This is a genomic window from Bacillus sp. JH7 (genome assembly GCF_001563515.1).
Taxonomy (GTDB): Bacteria; Bacillota; Bacilli; order Bacillales; family Bacillaceae_G; genus Bacillus_A; species Bacillus_A cereus.
This window is the reverse complement of sequence record NZ_LPUS01000001.1, coordinates 159,227-176,074: the sequence shown is the minus strand read 5'-3', so window position 1 is coordinate 176,074 and position 16,848 is coordinate 159,227. Positions and strand designations below refer to the sequence as shown.

The following is a 16,848-nucleotide window of genomic DNA, read 5'->3' as shown; positions in this document are numbered from 1 at the left end:
GGCAAAAAGTGCAGGTAAAATTAAGCATGTCATATTTATCCACAATATTCTAATTTACGAGTGTTTCATATGAAAAAACGCAGCCTTTCATATAAGACTGCGCTTAAGCTTTACTCTTCTGATATGCATCTATGCTATCCGTTACACTTTGCAATAAAGAATTTACATATTGCGGGTCAGATAATTTTTTATCTTCTTCATGGTTTGACATAAACCCAAGTTCTAATAACACACCAGGAACCTTTGCCCAATTAAATCCAGAAAGATCATCCCGAAATTTAATTCCATTTACTTTTACTTGCTGGTTCTCCCTCATTTTATTTACAATCATTTGAGAGATTTGAAGACTTTCCGCATAAATCTCTTTCGTATACGGACTTCCTTCTGCCGGCGTCAATACAGCGAATCCACTTTGGTTTGGATTTTCAGAACCATCTGCATGAAGACGTAAAAATAAATTAGCCTTATGATTATTTGCGAATGTCGCCCTTTCTTTATTACTTATATCAACGTCTTGTGATGTTCTCGTCATTAATACTTGTATCCCTTTTGCTTCAAGCTTTTCTTTTAATAAAAAAGCCATTTCTAATACAAGTACAGCCTCTCTTTTTTTCGTCACAACACCAGTTGTACCATCTGTCACTTTATATTTTTGCGTCGCTGCCCCTGGCCCAATCGGCTCTAAATTTAAATTCGCTTTTTGTTGATGCCCTGGATCAATAACAACGAGAAACTTTCCTTGTTTTTCATTACTCTCTACTTTTTGTTCATTATTTTGCACTGGTTGCTCAGCCGGCTGCACTGGCGTAGTTTCTTCTTTCTTTTCATCAGATGATACTTCCTCTTGCTTATGTTCTACTTGCTCATTCGTTTGAATTGCTTGCGATTCTTCGTTCTTTTCTTGTTCTTGCTGCTTTTCTACCGGTGCGTCTTCTTTGGTATCTTTGTTTTTCTCTTGTATAGAAGATGTAGTTTCTTTTTTCGGCTGCCCTTGTGAACAACCGGCCATATATATTCCAATGAATGCAATCATGCTCATTATTTTTATATACTTCATACTTCTCTCCCATCACTTTGCACCGGATTCAAAGTTTTTCTTATAATTGCCCTATAATCTCATCTATATTTCCAATATAAACTGGTTGCCATTTTTCTGTACCACGTTCTGCAGTATAAAGCGGATAAGCGTCATCATCTATATTTACGAAAACTGGATCGCCCATATCCGTTTCATATCCAATTGTAATCCATTCTTCTTTCCATTTTCCGTGTTCTTCACTTATTAATGAATTTTTATGTTTATCGTATCGGTAACCGATTTGTCCTTTTTCTAATTCACTTTCACTAAACAAATATATTTCATAAGTACCTAGCTCAACATCTTGCTGTTTTGAAGTTTCAATTCGTTTTAGAAGTTCTGCGATTTTTGGTTGCTGTTTCATACTTCTATCCCCTTCTACTTTTCTAAATTTTAACTAGTTTGTTTATAAAATACAATATAGATTTTAAGAAAAAAGGTGACATCCTTATCATATTAACAATTTTTTGAATATATCTATCACTACTCTCAATATATCAACGATTTTTTAAATATATCTATCACTATTCTCAATATATCAACGATTCAACATGAAATTTCGAATTACCAACAATGAATGTAAAAAAAGAGAGGCTGTCCAAAAGGACAACCTCTCTTTTCTTATATCAATTAAAATTTGAACTCTTGTCCAACTTCAAAGCTATCTTCTAATACAAGAATACCTTTCTCTTGTGGAGCGTCTGGAAGCTCTAATTCACGTGCTGAACAAATCATTCCAGCAGAAGGAACTCCTCGAAGCTCAGCTGGCTTGATTAACATACCGCTTGGCATTACAGCACCAATTTTTGCAACGACAACTTTTTGTCCTGCATCAACGTTTGGTGCACCACATACGATTTGTAATGTTTCTGTACCGATTTCTACTTTACAGATGTTTAGCTTGTCAGCATTTGGATGCTTTTCTTTTTCAGCTACATAGCCTACAACAAATTTCGGAGAAAGATCTGCTTCTACTGTTTCTTCAAAGCCATTCTTCGCTAAAATTTCGTTGATTTTCTCTACAAGCTCTTTCGTTAATGTAAGGTTGCCTGTTTCTTTTACTTCTAAGTAAGAAGATGCATTAAAGATGTTGAATCCTGCTGTTACATTGCTTTCACGATCGTATACGCGTGCAACATCTCCTTTGCGATCAAAAGTACGGTTCTCTAAAGTAATATCTTGTAAGGCAACAATTAAAGTGTCACCAATTCCTTCAAGGTTGTAAAAAACGTTCACTTCGTTCACTTCGTTCATCCTTTCTCTTTTCCATCTGTCTTCTTCCGATTTTTCGCTAAAATAAAGATTGGTTCAAATTCTCCATCTTCATATACGAATGAAAGTGATGTAATCGGAACATGCCCTTCGGCAAAAAATTTCATTGTCATTTGTGCAATAATATCATAACCGATTTCGTTGACGATATCAGCAATAATTAATACATCTTGGTGAGGAACAGCAACAACCATGTCACCAGAAATCTTTTCACGCATCGATTGTAGTAACGATTCGTTTAAAATACGAGTCGCGTCATACCCATCATTTGTGTTTAAAAAGTAGAATGTATTACCCGCTACTGTGTCTTGTTTAAATTCATAACCTAATGAGCGTGCGTTGAATAATGCCATTTCACGCACTTGCTGTTCTGTAAGTTCTAATTTTTGTAATAGACGCTCATCAATTAGTCGATACGTTTTATTCGAATCTAACGCATAGTAAATACGTGTTTCCGCCGTATGATCCGTCATAATAAACGGATTTCCTTCTTCTGCTTGTTTCGGGAAAGAAGTAGAGCGAATAACAGGTAAAATTTTCGCTCCGCTATTTTCTTCTTTATGCATCGCAATTAGCGCTTCTTGTACGTAATAAGCAACTTCTTCAATTGCCTTTTCTTTGTTCACTTCCCATTTTGCCACAACTCCTGGAAGCGATACGTTAATACCTTTTTTGGAGTCTTTTTGTTCAATACGTAAAACTTCTTTCTCACTATCATACTGAAAGTCCCATTCTGGGCGAGATAATTTCTTTATTAACTCATCTTTCATCTTTTTACTTGTCATCTTCATCTCTTTTTTCCTCCCTTCCAAAAAAATAACCTCCCCCGCGAAGGTAGAGGTTGTTTTACAATTCAATTGGCAAATTGCCTTATTTTAAACCTTCAATGAACTCTTCGATTTGTTCTTGTGTTTTACGATCTTTGTTTACATAGCGACCAGTTTCTTCACCTTTATTGTACGCTACAAAGCTCGGAATGCCAAATACGTCTAATTTTACACATAGATCAATAAACTCATCGCGATCTACATAGTAAAATGAGAAATCACTATATTTCTCTTCTACTTCTGGCATAAATGGATCTACAAAGCGGCAGTCTGGGCACCATTCTGCTGAGAACATAAAGACTACATTCTCTTCATTTTTTAACTGTTGGAATTGCTCCATGCTTTCTAATGACTTCATCTATATTTCCTCCTCTAACGAGTGCATTTTTCATGTTATAATCTTTCTTTTATACTACCATACATCGCGCATGGTGCAAGGTTTATGCTTGCTTTTTGTCATACTTATATTGCCCAACTAACAACTTAACAACGTGTACAAATAATTCCGTACGATCGACATAATCCTCTGTAAAAATACCGATCGCACCTTCGTGACTACGAATATCTTTTCGCTGCACAAACTCTTCCATCACTTCGCTTAATTCCTTACCATCTTCAAGAGGTGCTAAAAAATCGTCTGGTAATGTAATACGCGCTCCTCCGGCCACAAATACTTTCCCATCACTTGTTGCTAGCGCGCCCCAGTTACACATAAATAAACCGTGCTCCGTTTTCATTACGCCGCCTTCTAGCCCAATACCAATTGGAGCTTCTCCTTCCTCTAGCGCTCGCTTCGCTCTATTAATCGCTCCTTGCATCGTCTCTTCATCTGAGAAAGGCTGAGCTGATACTCCTGACGGAACAGAAAGAGATGTAATTTCAGCATCTTTCCAAACCTTCTCCACAGCGCCAACCTTCGTTTTATTCTTTGATCCAACTACTACTTTCATTTCGTTCACCTCTATAAAAATTCTTCATTCTATTCTAATATCCGCTTCGGCACGAATTAAGTACCAACCACTACCACACACCATCAGGGAATTCCTTCTCCCCATAAAAGAAGGTCGCTTTCTACAATATTACTGGTCCTAAACACAAAAACAGGCTTCTTCTTTCTTCCTACCCGCGGTCTTAATACATCATTCGAGCACCCATTAGGCACTAACCGCCACCACTCATCGCTGGGTCATCTATTCAACCTAAAAAAAGAAGGGTTTTTCGCCCTTCTTCTCTACGCGTTATTCTTAATTGTCTCTAACGTCGTTTTATCTGTTGTTCTTACAAGCTTCGTAATTAATTCTTTCGCCGCTGCATAATCATCAACATGTAAAATTGAAGCATGTGTATGAACGTAGCGTGCACAAACACCAATTACTGCTGATGGGATACCAGAGTTACTTGTATGTACACGGCCCGCATCTGTACCACCTTGTGAAATAAAGTATTGGTACGGAATGTTGTTTGTTTCTGCTGTATCTAAAATGAATTCGCGTATTCCTCTATGTGTTACCATCGTGCGATCGTAAATACGAAGAAGAGCACCTTTTCCTAATTGACCGAACTGTGTTTTGTCACCAGATGCATCGTTTGCTGGACTTGCATCAAGCGCATAGAAAATGTCTGGTTGAATCATATTTGCAGCTGTTTGCGCTCCGCGGAGGCCTACTTCTTCTTGTACAGTAGCACCAGAATATAATGTATTTGGTAATGTTTCATCTTTTAATTCTTTTAACAATTCGATTGCAAGACCACATCCGTAACGGTTGTCCCAAGCTTTCGCCATAATTTTCTTTTCGTTTGCCATCGGCGTGAATGGGCAAATCGGCACGATTTGTTGTCCTGGTTTTACACCAATTTCAATCGCATCTTCATAACTATCTGCACCTATATCAATTAACATATTTTTTATATCCATCGGTTTTGCACGTTGCGCGTCACTTAATAAATGAGGAGGAATAGAACCAACAACCCCAATAACAGGACCATTCTTCGTCATAACTTGTACACGCTGTGCTAATAAAACTTGACTCCACCATCCGCCTAACGTTTGAAAACGAAGCATTCCGTTTTTCGTAATTTGCGTAATCATGAAACCTACTTCATCCATATGACCTGCTACAAGAACACGCGGGCCAGTTTCGTCCCCTTTTTTCAGACCAAATACGCTCCCTAAACCGTCTTGTACAATTTCATCTGCATATTTGCTTAATTCTTGTTTCATAAAACGGCGTACATCATGTTCAAAACCTGATGCACCTTGTAATTCTGTTAACGTACGAAATAATTGTAATGTCTCTTTATTCACGAAGTCCCCTTCTTTCAAACCTTAGTAGAATACCCCTTTTATTGTAACGAAATTTTCGAAATGTTTCTAGTTTCTTCTTTTTTAGCTGTATTTGCTTTATAATTATTATCGGTACACTATTTTTATTTTATAGAATTGAGGTGAATATATGAGCTGGAAAGGTTTAGTAGCAGGTCTTGGCGTTGGGTTCGCAGCTGGTTATCTCGTTGCAAACAAAGTACAAGAACAATCCCATATTTCTTCAGAAAAAGCATTGAAAATGGTGAAACAAGCATTAAGTCATAAAGGTGAAATTACTGGCTCTTGGGTACATATGGTTCCAGAGACATTTGAAAAATATGATGTCGCATATGAAGTTTATCGCGGCGGTCTTACAACAATGTTAAATGATATACAAGAACGATTTGAATTTTTAGTTGATGCTAAAACAGGTACTGTTTTAGAGGTTATAGCAGCATAAAAAGGAGGGTTCCCATTAGGTGAACCTCTTATTTTTTTGAAATTGCGGGTATTGATTAAAATTATATCAGCGATTTTCCGAATATATCGGCGCAACTCAATTTATATCAGCGATTTCCCAATTATATCGGCGCAACTCAATTTATATCAGCGATTTCCCAATTATATCGGCGCAACTCAATTTATATCAGCGTTTGTTTAAATATATCGACTTACCGACAAAACCCGACAATAAAAAAGAGGCTGCTCCAATAAATATGATGGAGCAACCTCCTATTTTTATGCTTCTATACTCGTTTTCAGCTCTATTTTTTCTACGATATGCCCTTCTTCATTCCACTTTACTGCACGGTAATATGCGTCATGATAAAAAGTAAACCATGCTCCTTTTTCAGCGCCGTACTCCATCCACTTTTGCTTATTTTCAATCGATGTCATCGGATAATCATCGTATGCCATTACCCATAATACATTTTGATGCGCGTGCGTCGGCAAGAGATCTGCTAAATGTAGCATCGTTTCCCCTTGACTCTCCAAAATGATGACTGCATGTCCATCACTATGCCCACCCGTATGTGCCATCTTGATTTCATCTGTAATTTCTATTTCTTGCTGAAACGTAACAACTTGATCTACAATCGGTTCCCAATTTTCCTTCCAATATGTATTACGGGATCTAATATTTGGGTTCCTCATTTCATTCCACTCTGTTTCACTTACGTAAACTTTCGCATTTGGAAACGCTGGTACAAGGTGATCCCCATCCCATTTTGTTAGGCCAGATGCATGATCAAAATGAAGGTGTGTCATTAAAACATATTGAATATCTTCAGGCTTTAATCCCTGTTTTTCTAACGATTCATAAACCGATGATTCTTCTGTTACACCTTGATTTCGTTTCATCTTCTCATCCAACTTACCGTTTCCTATTCCTGAATCAATGAGCATATTTCCATCTTTCGTTTGTAAAAGTAACGGATCTGTTCGTAAGTAAATATGATTTGTGTCATTATGTTTATATTTACGTGACCAAAGTACTTTCGGCACAACACCAAACATTGCCCCTCCATCTAAATGTGTATTTCCGCCTTTTAACCACGTTACTTTTATATCTCCAATTTGTAACTGTTCCATTACACATCCCCCTTTCAATTAATCTTAACATAAAATTCTGATTATTTTAGATATAAAAAACCTATGCATTACTGCATAGGCTCTGTACGATATTTTGCTTCAACTCGGTAAATACGATGACCTTTACTAGAGAATTTCTCTTCGTATTCAGTCATGATGTTACCTTCAAAGTCGCTGTTATGAAGATCTAAGCTTAAGTAAGTTAGTAACATACCATACTCAGCCATACTCATAAGAGAATATTCAAATAGACCTTGGTTATCTGTTTTGAAATGAATTTCTCCGCCTTCTACTAACACTTCTTCGTAATTACGTAAAAATGTTTTATACGTTAAACGACGCTTCGTATGACGTTTCTTTGGCCATGGATCTGAGAAGTTTAAATAAACGCGATCAATTTCACCTTTCGCAAAGAAAACTGTTAAATCTTCAGCATCTTTATTAATTAACTTTAAGTTTGGTAATTCTTCTTCAATTAATTTATCAAGTGCATCTACAACAACACTTGTGAATTTTTCAATTCCAATATAATTAATATGTGGATTCGCTTTTGCCATATCATACATGAAGCGGCCACGACCTGTACCTACTTCAATATGAATTGGTTGTTCGTTTCCAAATACTTCTTTCCAGCTACCAGCGCGCTCCTCTGGGTTTCCGATTACGATATGTGAATATTCATTAATTCGATCCATTGCATACGGTTTATGTCTTAAACGCATAGATGTTTCCCTCTCTTTACATAGCTATTTTAAAGGAATAATTCCTTCTTTCTTTTTTAATCAATCTACCAAACAAAAAACCAAGTACGTACGAGCACTCGGTCCGTTTCTTTCAAGTATAAGATGTACCATTTTGATAAAAACTACATACAGCATTAAACATTCCATGACGAAACAGCTTTTTCTCTTACATTCGAAGAGAAAAACAATCGAAAGGATGATCCGTTCATGCCAATTAATCAACAACATCAATTAGAAGTGCTGAAAGATATTTTAGTCAACCACCAAAGTGATTGCTGCGGGACAGTTTCAGAATGCGAGCAATTAGAGCGCCTCATTCAATCGTTACTCGCAAACGATAATATAAGTAGTGACGCTAAAACAATGCTAAACGATGTATATTCTTATAGTCAATCGGGTAAATCTTCCTCTAATTTGGACAACCATATTTCCAATAATCAAGAACAACTTACTCAGTGGATTGCTGGAATGGACAATTTTTCTTAAGTATTATTCTGAAGCAAGTAGTTGCTGTAAATATTGATGCCAATATTCAGCTTCTGCTTGCTGTTTTTTTGTTGTATGCCATTGAATAGACAAAATCGTTTGTGCTATCACATACCATCTCATACGCCTAAGCAGCGATTCATCCATTTCAATATCATAATAACCGAGCCACTCACTCCACTCCTGGCGCGGAATGTACCAATATAATAACATACCGAGGTCTAGAGCTGGGTCAGCAATTACAGCTCCATCCCAATCAATTAAAAACAATTCATCTTCATCCGACAATAGCCAGTTGTTATGGTTTACATCACAATGGCATACAACGAATTCATTGTATTCAATAGCTTTTAATGAATCCATTAAATATTGAAGGCCTTGCTGAATTGTTTCATCATCCCTTATATCTCCTCTTAAAACGAGTTGCAGTTGTTGTAATAACTCTTGTGCGTGAAGCGGCTGCTTCCCAAGTCTTTGAATCATCTGTACAAGCGCTTTAGAGGAGTGTATTTTCTTCAAAAGTTTCGCAACACGTTCTAGTTTCATATCCTCTGGCTCTAGCTTCTGTCCCGGAAGCCATTTTTGAGCAGAAATTACATCACCATTCGTTACCCTTCTTGTCCAAAGTAATTTTGGAACAATTCCTTCTGCTGACAATACCGCTAAAAAGGGCGATGTATTCCGCTTTAAAAATAACTTCTGTTGTCCGTTTTGCGCAATATATGCATCGCCCGTTACTCCACCAGCCGGTACAAGACTCCACTCTTTTCCTAATAATTGTTCCAACCATTCCATATTCATTACCCGTTAACAAATCCTTATCTTTTATAGTTATGAAAAGAAAAACCGCAACATTTCTACACATGTTGTGGATTCATATATTTTACTGTAAATGAAAAGAAAAATTAGCCTAAGCCAAAAATCCTCTATTTTATTTTACAAAACCTGTCATAGAATGACAACTTATCAAAATCGTCACCTTTGTCAATTCTACATTTATTACATTCTCATCGTCAAGTAGCGATTTGTCACATTATCGTCAATATATACGTGCTAATTGGAGCGAGCCTAAGTTCCTTTCCTCTAAATGAAGAAATTGGCTCTATTTTCGCTTCGTTTTCGTTTACTAACACATGCCACGTTGCTTCTTTCGGAAGTTGCACAGTTTTAGCTTCTAAACCGCTATTAAATAAGACGATAATCTCTTTCCACGGCCCAAACGATTCTGCATGCTCTAGGTGATATGCAAGTACTTCTGTAGATGTTTGTAAAAAAGTCATATGTTTTTTTATAAGGTCTGCATTTTGTAATCGGAACGCCCCATGCTCTTTACGAATCGCAATTAAACCTTTTATATAGTTAACGGTTTCTATCTCTTTCTCTTTTTGATCCCAATCTAATTGATTGATCTCATCATTTGCATTATAACTATTTTCATTTCCTTTCTTCGTACGATAAAACTCTTGCCCTGCGTGTAAGAAAGGAATGCCTTGTGAAAGAATAACCATTGCGCTCGCTAATAGGTGACGTTTTTTCAAAATCGTTTCTGATTCTTCATTACTGCGCACTAGTTTATCCCACATCGTCATATTATCATGACATTCTACATAGTTAATGCTTTGCGCCGGCTCTAAAAACAGCCCTGTTTCTTTCATACTTAAAAGACTTCCTGCTGCAATATACTGCAAATGATTACAGTCTACATGCCCACCAAATGCAAAACCACGCTTATTTATATGAAATGTACTCCCTTTTATCCCATCACGAAATTGATCATTAAACTGCGCGATATGTGGCATTTTCTTCGCATTATTTAACGTTGCTTTTTCCTCAAGAGGAAGCGGTGTTTGTAAATCCCATCCTTCTCCTAATAACAAAGCATCTCGTTTTATGTTTCGCACTTCTTTCTCTATCATATTCATTGTATCAATATCTAAAATTCCCATTAAGTCGAATCGGAATCCATCGACATTGTATTCAGTAAGCCAATATAAAATAGACTCTACAATGAATTTCCTCATCATTTTCCGTTCAGACGCTATATCATTTCCGACTCCCGTCCCATTAGAAGGCATACCATCTTCACCATGACGAAAATAATATCCTGGAACAAGCTTTTCAAATGATGATAGCTCTCTTTCATAAACATGATTATATACAACATCTATAATCACCCTAATACCTTGTTCATGAAATGTTTCAATTAGTTGTTTGCACTCAACTATCCTGTTATACGGATCAGAGGGGTTTGTAGCATAATATGCTGTTGGTGCATTGTAATATAATGGATTGTACCCCCAATTATAGGCAGAAGAAGGATTCGCCTCATCCACACCACCGAAACAATATAAAGGCAATAATTCAACATGCGTAACGCCTAAATCTTTTATATGAGACAAACCTGTCAATGTCCCATTTCGTCCTGTTGTTCCTTCTTCCATTAGCCCTTTATACGTCCCTTTTTTACTCACTCCACTGTTCGGATGAATAGTAGCATCACGAATATGCAATTCATACAATATGGCATCTGTCATTGCTTGTAATGGTGGTAATTGCTCTCGTTTCGTTACAGTCGTCTTTTCTAAATCGATAACAATGCCATACTTTCCATTTACAGTCACTGACTTTGCGTAAGGATCCACCGCTTCGTTCCATATTAAATTAATACAAACAAGAAATGTATAGCGTGCTCCGTCTAAATCACCTTGTAATGTTTGAATCCAAACTCCGTTTTCTCCCCTGTACATTTCATGATCGGTATATTCTTTATCGCTCTTATAAATTCTTACTTTCGCAAGCCTTGCAGTTGGGGCCCATACTTTAAATGTCGTTTCTTGTTTTTGATACACAGCACCTAAATCTGTACCTTCGTAATAATACTTTTCATCGAAAATTTTTGTTCGAATAACAGCACCTATTTGTAAATCAGTTTCTTCATTCCGTTCATCTCGTACTGTATAATACTTCCCCACATCTAGCGGCTCTTCTATAAAGCACTCATACTTCGTTGCATCTGGAAGCGCAATAGTATGAGCAATCGGTAAATCTTTCACATTACTTCCTTCTTGCAAACGAAATGTCCGACTTGTTCCATACGCATGTGGGAGCAAAATTGTAATTTTATTCATTTCATCTAAATAGGCATCAAATGGACGTTTTACTTTCAACATAAAAAAATCACCATCATTCTCAAAGTTAAAATAAAGTGAAACTTTAATGAGCGAGAAAATTTTCCCATCCTCACTTATTATTAGCCTTCACCAATTAGGCGAGATAAAATGAGCTGCAAATGATAAGGCTTTTCTTATCAACAAGACTCTATACAGTAACTCCATTCTTCTCTATAGTATATTCACCTGCATAAAAAACGTTTTCAACATTCTATTTTTGTAATTTTATTTCAGCAATCGATTTATACTTCGGGGTTTCTTTCACGTGGGATTCGTATAAAGTAATTGTATCTGCTTGAAATGATATTTCAGGCACTTCTTTTATACTTTCTAAACGAAACTTTTCTTCTCCTATCCATTTACGAGCAACGGTAATATGCGGGTGATACGGGCGTATTTCTAGAGAAAATCCATTTTCTTCACAAATGGCATGTACTTGCTTTTGCAACTGAAACAAATCGTGATTCTCACTTACCTTCGCCCAAAAAATACGGGGCTGATCTTCCCTACCAAACGTTGAAAAACCTTGTAACGTGAACGATAGTTCTTTTGTTTCTGCAACTGTTTGTAATCCATTTTTTATTCCCTCTAATTGTTCCTCCGTTGCACTCCCTAAAAATGAAAGGGTAATATGATAGTCTTCTTTATGTACCCATGAACGAAATTGTAATTCCTCTTGCATGTCCTTTTTATAGTTATACAGCATTTCTTTTATATGATTCGGTAACGTAATTGCGACAAAATAATGCAGTTCCATGTACATCTTCTCCTTCTTTCTATTGTTGCTTTTCTTTCTTATCTCATTCAGGTAAAAAGAAGCCGCTCTCCAAAATAGAGAGCGGACATTATTTATATATCCATTACTTCGCTAATTCATGAATTGCTTGCGCGTAAATTGCTGTTGCTTTTAATAAGTCTTCAATTTCGATATACTCATCTTTTTGATGTGCAAGTTCTTCTTTTCCAGGGAATAGCGGGCCAAATGCCACACCAGCTTTTAATGAACGAGCATAAGTACCGCCGCCGATTGCTAATAGTTCTGCTTTTTCACCTGTTTGTTCTTCATACACACGTTGTAACGTACGGATTAATACGTGATCTTTATCGACGTGATGTGGGCGAGAATTAGAATAGTCAGCCACTTCAAAACCATGCGTACCAACATATTCTTTCAACTTCACAATTGTTTCTTCAAAGTTAGTTGTAACTGGGTAACGTACGTTTAGCCCTAAGTTACCACCGTTTTCTTTCGTATAAGAAATGCGACCGACATTCACTGTTAACGGACCGCTAATTTCATCTTTATAAGCAATAGTAGCTTTTTCACCAAAAATATCACCAGTAAATGTTTCTGTTGCAAATGTCGCAAATGCAGTTGCTTTTCCATCAAGTGAAACTGTAGTTAAGAAGTTTGCTAATAATAAACCTGCATTTTCTCCTTTTTCAGGAGTAGATCCGTGCGCTGAAATTCCTTCTATTTGCAACGTCACTGCATTTCCTTCTATAGTCGATTTCCCTATTTTTTTAGCAGTTTGTAAATACTCTTCATATGCTACTGTAAGTGCATTTACATCTTCTCCTGTAATAACCGCTTCTGCAAAATCAGGAACCATATTTAAACGGCGCCCTGAATCAAATGAAACAAGTTCATATGTACCTTTTTTCTCTTCACTACCATTTTGCACAACTTGTATATCAGAAATTCCTTTTTCTGCATTAATAATTGGAAAGTCTGCATCTGGTGCAAAACCGATTGTTGGCATTTCTTCATTTTTAAAGTAGTGATCTACACATTTCCAATTGCTTTCCTCATCTGTTCCTATAATCATACGAACACGTTTGGAAAGAGGTAAGCCTAATTCCTTCACAATTTTCATCGCATAATATGCTGCCATCGTTGGGCCTTTATCGTCAATTGCACCACGTGCAAAAATCTTTCCGTCGCGAATATCTGCACTATATGCAGGAGTCGTCCAGCCATCGCCTTCTGGTACAACGTCAACGTGACAAAGAATGCCTACTAACTCTTCTCCTTGCCCCATTTCAAGATGACCTGCATATCCTTCTAAATTTTTAGAAGTAAAACCTTCAGTTTCTCCTTTATGTAACATGAAAGATAAAGCTTTTTCTACACCTTCACCGAATGGTGCGCCCTCTTTCGCCGATTCTTCTTCCCATACACTTTTAATTTGTAAAAATTGTTGTGTATCACGAATTAAATCATCTTTTCGTTTCGCAACTTCTTCTGTCCAATTAATTGCTGACATCACGCATCCATCCTTCACTATATTGTTTCTTTCATCATAACAAACCGAAATCTCTTATGCCATACACGAAAACCAAATACCGAACAATTGTAATATTTCAGATATTTCTCATTAGTTTTTCTTTTATTTTTTCAAAAAAATTTGCAGGAATTTGGCGTTTTACGTAGAATTTTATGTGTTAGTTGACTGACCATATATACAATGTCAACTACCAATATTTTTCTATATGAATATTTGTTAAATTTCTGTAAAATTTAAGTAGATTAAAGCATGAATTTTATCATGTAGAGTACAATGGTAGTAACGACCTTCTTTCCTGAATGGGGTCAAAAAAACTAGTAGAGGAGTGGTTTTCTCTTGAAACCTACAACTACTCGTATGCTAACACGCATTAAATCAATTTATATGTACATCAATGAAAACGGAACGGTAACGACGAAAGACCTTGTAGATGAGTTCGGGATCACACCGCGAACGATACAACGTGATCTAAATGTGTTGCAGTTTAATGAACTCGTGTATAGCCCTTGCCGCGGTAAGTGGACAACAACAGGAAAGAAAGTGAGAATGACCTCATAATGAAAAATAATTGTATGTAAATAAATACATACCCCTTTCTAATAATTAGAAAGGGGTCTTTTCTGCGCCTATAAAGGTACTACTTTTCAGTATCTACTTGATATGTTTTTAACATTTCTACTTCTTCATCTGTTAGCTCTCGGTATTGTCCAAGTTCTAGTTCTTCATCTAATACTAACGGACCCATCTCTGTTCTCTTTAGGTAGACTACTTTTTTCCCTACCGCTTCAAACATACGCTTCACTTGATGGAATTTCCCTTCCGTAATCACAAGCTCAATTTCAGAAATATCATCGCTTTTCAATATTGTAAGTGCACCTGGCTTTGTTTCATAGCCATCATCTAAAATAACACCTTTAGCAAACTCTTTTACATCCTCTTCTGTTACTACTCCTGCAACGTGTGCATAATATTTTTTCGGCACATGCTTTTTCGGAGATAATAATTGATGTGATAACTTCCCATCATTTGTTATCAATAAGAAACCTTCCGTATCGATATCAAGTCGTCCAACTGGGAACGGATCAAAGATTGCATCTTCTAATTCTAATAAATCTATTACTGTTTCATGATTATCATCTTCCGTCGCTGAAATAACACCTTGTGGTTTATGCATCATTAAGTAAACAAATTCTTTGTATTCCACAACTTCACCGTGAATCATAACTTCTTGCTCTTCTACATTTACATGAACTTTCGCATCTTTTACTGGCGTTCCATCAATTTTCACAACGCCATCTTTCAATAATTTCTTTACTTCTTTTCTACTTCCATATCCCATATTTGCTAATAATTTATCTAATCTCACGTTTTTCACCTTCTTTATTTATCATAGAAAAGGGGACGTAATTACGCCCCTCTTGATTTCAACTTTATTTTAAATCTACTACCAAGTTTACGTTGAATTTTATCTAATGCTTCTCCACCAAATACTCTTTCAAGTACTCCTGTGCGAATTGCTAACAATCCGTAAACAAGACCGCCAATACCTGCACAAATTGCAACTGTTATAAGAGCACCAATACGGCCATCAGGCGAAATCATGAAGGATAGAAGCCATTGTGATAGTTTTACAGCAACGACCATTATAAGTGTTAGTACTGCAATTTGGAATGTTCTTTTATATACAACACCGAATGAATAGTGTGCGTATTTTTTAATTTGTTGATTTGTGTACCAAACAGAAGCTAAGAAACCAACTGCTGTTGCTAGAATTGCTCCTACTGTACCGAAATAACGAATAAAGATTACGTTACATACAAATTTCAAAATAACGCCCATTATAAGCGCAATAATCGCATGCTTCTGCTGGTTAATACCTTGCAGGATTGCCGCTGTTACTGTAAATAAAGCGAATAACAACGCAACTGGTGCATACCACATTAATACTTGTCCACCTAGTGGATCTGAATCGTAAAACGCAGTATAAATTGGATATGCCAGTGAAGAAATACCGACAACTGCTGGCAATGTTAAAAACATATTCGCCTGGAATGTTTGTGTAATTTGTAATTTCAAATAACGGTATTGTTTTTCAGTAAATGATTTTGTAATTGCTGGTACAAGCGTTAAACTAAACGCTGTTGCAAGTGATACAGGAATCATAATTAACTTATGCGTCCACATTGTGAAAATACCGAGAGCTCGCTCTGCGATATCCCCTTGACCAATCGCCTGCATAATTGAGTTAAATGTCAATGTATCAATTTGTTGATATAAAGGAATTGTTAACCCAATTACAACGTAAGGAATCGCATATGCAAATAACTCTTTAAACAATTGAACGGTGCTTACTGTTGATTCTGGTACAGTTTGTTCAATTAAATATTGATCCAAATATTTTTTACGTTTTAGCCAGTACCAAATTAACACACCGAGTGCTCCAACCGCTGAAACGAACGCAGCAAATGTCGCTACTCCAACTGCTGTTGCAACTGTACCGCCAAGTACTTTAATAACGATAAAACTACCCGCTAATAAAAAGACGATACGAATAATTTGTTCAATAATTTGTGAAACGGTAGTTGGTCCCATAGACTGGTGACCTTGGAAATAACCACGAATTAAACTCGCTGCTGGTACAACAATAAGTGCGAAACTTACAAGACGAATGATCGTCGTAACTTCTCCTACATTATTGTGTATACTTTGTTTACCAAGCATCGCTTCTGCAAACAATGGCGCCGTCATGTACAGTACTAGGAACGAAAGAACTCCTGTTACTATCATCATAACCATTCCCGAGCGGAACATTCTCCGGCTCGTTTTATAATCGCCAAGCGCATTATATTTGGAAACAAATTTTGAAACAGCAAGTGGCACACCTGCCGTTGCGATACTTAAAAAGATCGTATATGGAATGTATCCATATGTATAGAGCGTTCCGCCTTCTGTTCCTACTAATGCATGAAACGGAAAGACGTAAATCATGCCTAAGAACTTTACTAAAAATGTCCCTAGCGTAACAATAAGCGTTCCGCGCAGAAATTTCGAATCGGACATACAAAAATCCTCCTACATCTACATAA

The 16,848-nt window shown here is 36.7% G+C and carries 18 protein-coding genes; 3 read left to right on the top strand and 15 right to left on the bottom strand.

The annotated features are described in order from the left end of the window. Positions 1 to 103: 103 nt before the first annotated feature. The 7 genes from AU379_RS01035 to AU379_RS01005 all read right to left on the bottom strand — a co-directional run bounded on the left by AU379_RS01035 (position 104) and on the right by AU379_RS01005 (position 5,482). Positions 104 to 1,057, bottom strand: coding sequence for an N-acetylmuramoyl-L-alanine amidase (locus AU379_RS01035; protein WP_000874056.1), 954 nt, complete (start codon positions 1,055 to 1,057; stop codon positions 104 to 106). A 40-nt stretch (positions 1,058 to 1,097) separates the two neighbouring features. Continuing rightward, positions 1,098 to 1,442: a hypothetical protein gene (locus AU379_RS01030; RefSeq protein WP_000813343.1), complete on the bottom strand. Its 345-nt coding sequence runs from the start codon at positions 1,440 to 1,442 to the stop codon at positions 1,098 to 1,100. Positions 1,443 to 1,708: 266 nt separating this feature from the next. Next, a complete protein-coding gene (ytpR, locus tag AU379_RS01025; protein ID WP_001006769.1) occupies positions 1,709 to 2,323 on the bottom strand; it encodes a YtpR family tRNA-binding protein in 615 nt (204 codons plus the stop codon). Positions 2,324 to 2,328: 5 nt separating this feature from the next. Beyond that, on the bottom strand, positions 2,329 to 3,141 hold the full coding sequence (locus AU379_RS01020; protein ID WP_000784588.1) for a DUF1444 domain-containing protein: 813 nt from the start codon (positions 3,139 to 3,141) through the stop codon (positions 2,329 to 2,331). A gap of 79 nt (positions 3,142 to 3,220) precedes the next feature. After that, on the bottom strand, positions 3,221 to 3,535 hold the full coding sequence (locus AU379_RS01015; protein WP_000838193.1) for a thioredoxin family protein: 315 nt from the start codon (positions 3,533 to 3,535) through the stop codon (positions 3,221 to 3,223). Between the two features lie 82 nt (positions 3,536 to 3,617). Further along, positions 3,618 to 4,127 carry a DUF84 family protein gene (locus tag AU379_RS01010; protein WP_047386993.1) on the bottom strand — a complete coding sequence of 170 codons (510 nt, stop codon included), beginning with the start codon at positions 4,125 to 4,127 and terminating at the stop codon, positions 3,618 to 3,620. 281 nt (positions 4,128 to 4,408) lie between these two features. After that, entirely contained in the window at positions 4,409 to 5,482 is a 1,074-nt protein-coding gene (locus tag AU379_RS01005; RefSeq protein ID WP_001031507.1) for a M42 family metallopeptidase, read from the bottom strand. Between the two features lie 148 nt (positions 5,483 to 5,630). On the opposite strand from AU379_RS01005, the gene AU379_RS01000 reads away from it, so the two are divergent. Continuing rightward, positions 5,631 to 5,942, top strand: a complete 312-nt coding sequence (locus tag AU379_RS01000; RefSeq protein WP_000118543.1) for a PepSY domain-containing protein — start codon at positions 5,631 to 5,633, stop codon at positions 5,940 to 5,942. Positions 5,943 to 6,220: 278 nt separating this feature from the next. Here AU379_RS01000 and AU379_RS00995 read toward each other — a convergent pair whose 3' ends face one another. Together AU379_RS00995 and trmB are read right to left on the bottom strand one after the other, a co-directional pair. Further along, complete coding sequence (locus AU379_RS00995) at positions 6,221 to 7,075, bottom strand: MBL fold metallo-hydrolase (protein ID WP_000436838.1); 855 nt, start codon at positions 7,073 to 7,075, stop codon at positions 6,221 to 6,223. A gap of 68 nt (positions 7,076 to 7,143) precedes the next feature. After that, positions 7,144 to 7,797, bottom strand: a complete 654-nt coding sequence (gene trmB / locus AU379_RS00990) for a tRNA (guanosine(46)-N7)-methyltransferase TrmB (RefSeq protein ID WP_001239385.1) — start codon at positions 7,795 to 7,797, stop codon at positions 7,144 to 7,146. A gap of 228 nt (positions 7,798 to 8,025) precedes the next feature. Between trmB and AU379_RS00985 the strand changes: the two genes are divergently transcribed. Beyond that, the gene (locus AU379_RS00985) at positions 8,026 to 8,304 is read left to right on the top strand and encodes a YtzH-like family protein (RefSeq protein WP_001122235.1); all 279 of its coding nucleotides are present in this window, start codon (positions 8,026 to 8,028) and stop codon (positions 8,302 to 8,304) included. Positions 8,305 to 8,307: 3 nt separating this feature from the next. Here the strand turns inward: AU379_RS00985 and AU379_RS00980 are convergent, their stop codons facing one another. From AU379_RS00980 to pepV, 4 genes are all read right to left on the bottom strand, one after another. Next, positions 8,308 to 9,105 carry a phosphotransferase family protein gene (locus AU379_RS00980; RefSeq protein ID WP_001986674.1) on the bottom strand — a complete coding sequence of 266 codons (798 nt, stop codon included), beginning with the start codon at positions 9,103 to 9,105 and terminating at the stop codon, positions 8,308 to 8,310. 227 nt (positions 9,106 to 9,332) lie between these two features. After that, positions 9,333 to 11,474, bottom strand: a complete 2,142-nt coding sequence (gene pulA, locus AU379_RS00975; protein ID WP_000921744.1) for a type I pullulanase — start codon at positions 11,472 to 11,474, stop codon at positions 9,333 to 9,335. A 211-nt stretch (positions 11,475 to 11,685) separates the two neighbouring features. Beyond that, on the bottom strand, positions 11,686 to 12,231 hold the full coding sequence (gene thpR / locus AU379_RS00970; protein ID WP_000418996.1) for an RNA 2',3'-cyclic phosphodiesterase: 546 nt from the start codon (positions 12,229 to 12,231) through the stop codon (positions 11,686 to 11,688). 103 nt (positions 12,232 to 12,334) lie between these two features. Beyond that, positions 12,335 to 13,741 carry a dipeptidase PepV gene (pepV, locus tag AU379_RS00965; protein WP_001274258.1) on the bottom strand — a complete coding sequence of 469 codons (1,407 nt, stop codon included), beginning with the start codon at positions 13,739 to 13,741 and terminating at the stop codon, positions 12,335 to 12,337. Positions 13,742 to 14,098: 357 nt separating this feature from the next. Here pepV and AU379_RS00960 point away from each other — a divergent pair, with 357 nt between their 5' ends. Beyond that, a complete protein-coding gene (locus AU379_RS00960; RefSeq protein ID WP_000805512.1) occupies positions 14,099 to 14,320 on the top strand; it encodes a DeoR family transcriptional regulator in 222 nt (73 codons plus the stop codon). A 79-nt stretch (positions 14,321 to 14,399) separates the two neighbouring features. Here AU379_RS00960 and AU379_RS00955 read toward each other — a convergent pair whose 3' ends face one another. Both AU379_RS00955 and AU379_RS00950 read right to left on the bottom strand, forming a co-directional pair. Further along, on the bottom strand, positions 14,400 to 15,128 hold the full coding sequence (locus tag AU379_RS00955) for a pseudouridine synthase (RefSeq protein ID WP_001234947.1): 729 nt from the start codon (positions 15,126 to 15,128) through the stop codon (positions 14,400 to 14,402). 41 nt (positions 15,129 to 15,169) lie between these two features. Beyond that, positions 15,170 to 16,822: a polysaccharide biosynthesis protein gene (locus AU379_RS00950; protein ID WP_001284029.1), complete on the bottom strand. Its 1,653-nt coding sequence runs from the start codon at positions 16,820 to 16,822 to the stop codon at positions 15,170 to 15,172. Between the last annotated feature and the right edge of the window lie 26 nt (positions 16,823 to 16,848).

Bases quoted from the DNA above. Each gene is read 5' to 3' on its own strand.
- AU379_RS01035 (WP_000874056.1), bottom strand. From the start codon at position 1,057: ATGAAGTATATAAAAATAATGAGCATGATTGCATTCATTGGAATATAT.
- AU379_RS01030 (WP_000813343.1), bottom strand. From the start codon at position 1,442: ATGAAACAGCAACCAAAAATCGCAGAACTTCTAAAACGAATTGAAACT.
- AU379_RS01020 (WP_000784588.1), bottom strand. From the start codon at position 3,141: ATGAAGATGACAAGTAAAAAGATGAAAGATGAGTTAATAAAGAAATTA.
- AU379_RS01015 (WP_000838193.1), bottom strand. From the start codon at position 3,535: ATGAAGTCATTAGAAAGCATGGAGCAATTCCAACAGTTAAAAAATGAA.
- AU379_RS01010 (WP_047386993.1), bottom strand. From the start codon at position 4,127: ATGAAAGTAGTAGTTGGATCAAAGAATAAAACGAAGGTTGGCGCTGTG.
- AU379_RS01000 (WP_000118543.1), top strand. From the start codon at position 5,631: ATGAGCTGGAAAGGTTTAGTAGCAGGTCTTGGCGTTGGGTTCGCAGCT.
- AU379_RS00995 (WP_000436838.1), bottom strand. From the start codon at position 7,075: ATGGAACAGTTACAAATTGGAGATATAAAAGTAACGTGGTTAAAAGGC.
- trmB (WP_001239385.1), bottom strand. From the start codon at position 7,797: ATGCGTTTAAGACATAAACCGTATGCAATGGATCGAATTAATGAATAT.
- AU379_RS00985 (WP_001122235.1), top strand. From the start codon at position 8,026: ATGCCAATTAATCAACAACATCAATTAGAAGTGCTGAAAGATATTTTA.
- AU379_RS00980 (WP_001986674.1), bottom strand. From the start codon at position 9,105: ATGAATATGGAATGGTTGGAACAATTATTAGGAAAAGAGTGGAGTCTT.
- pulA (WP_000921744.1), bottom strand. From the start codon at position 11,474: ATGTTGAAAGTAAAACGTCCATTTGATGCCTATTTAGATGAAATGAAT.
- thpR (WP_000418996.1), bottom strand. From the start codon at position 12,231: ATGGAACTGCATTATTTTGTCGCAATTACGTTACCGAATCATATAAAA.
- pepV (WP_001274258.1), bottom strand. From the start codon at position 13,741: ATGTCAGCAATTAATTGGACAGAAGAAGTTGCGAAACGAAAAGATGAT.
- AU379_RS00950 (WP_001284029.1), bottom strand. From the start codon at position 16,822: ATGTCCGATTCGAAATTTCTGCGCGGAACGCTTATTGTTACGCTAGGG.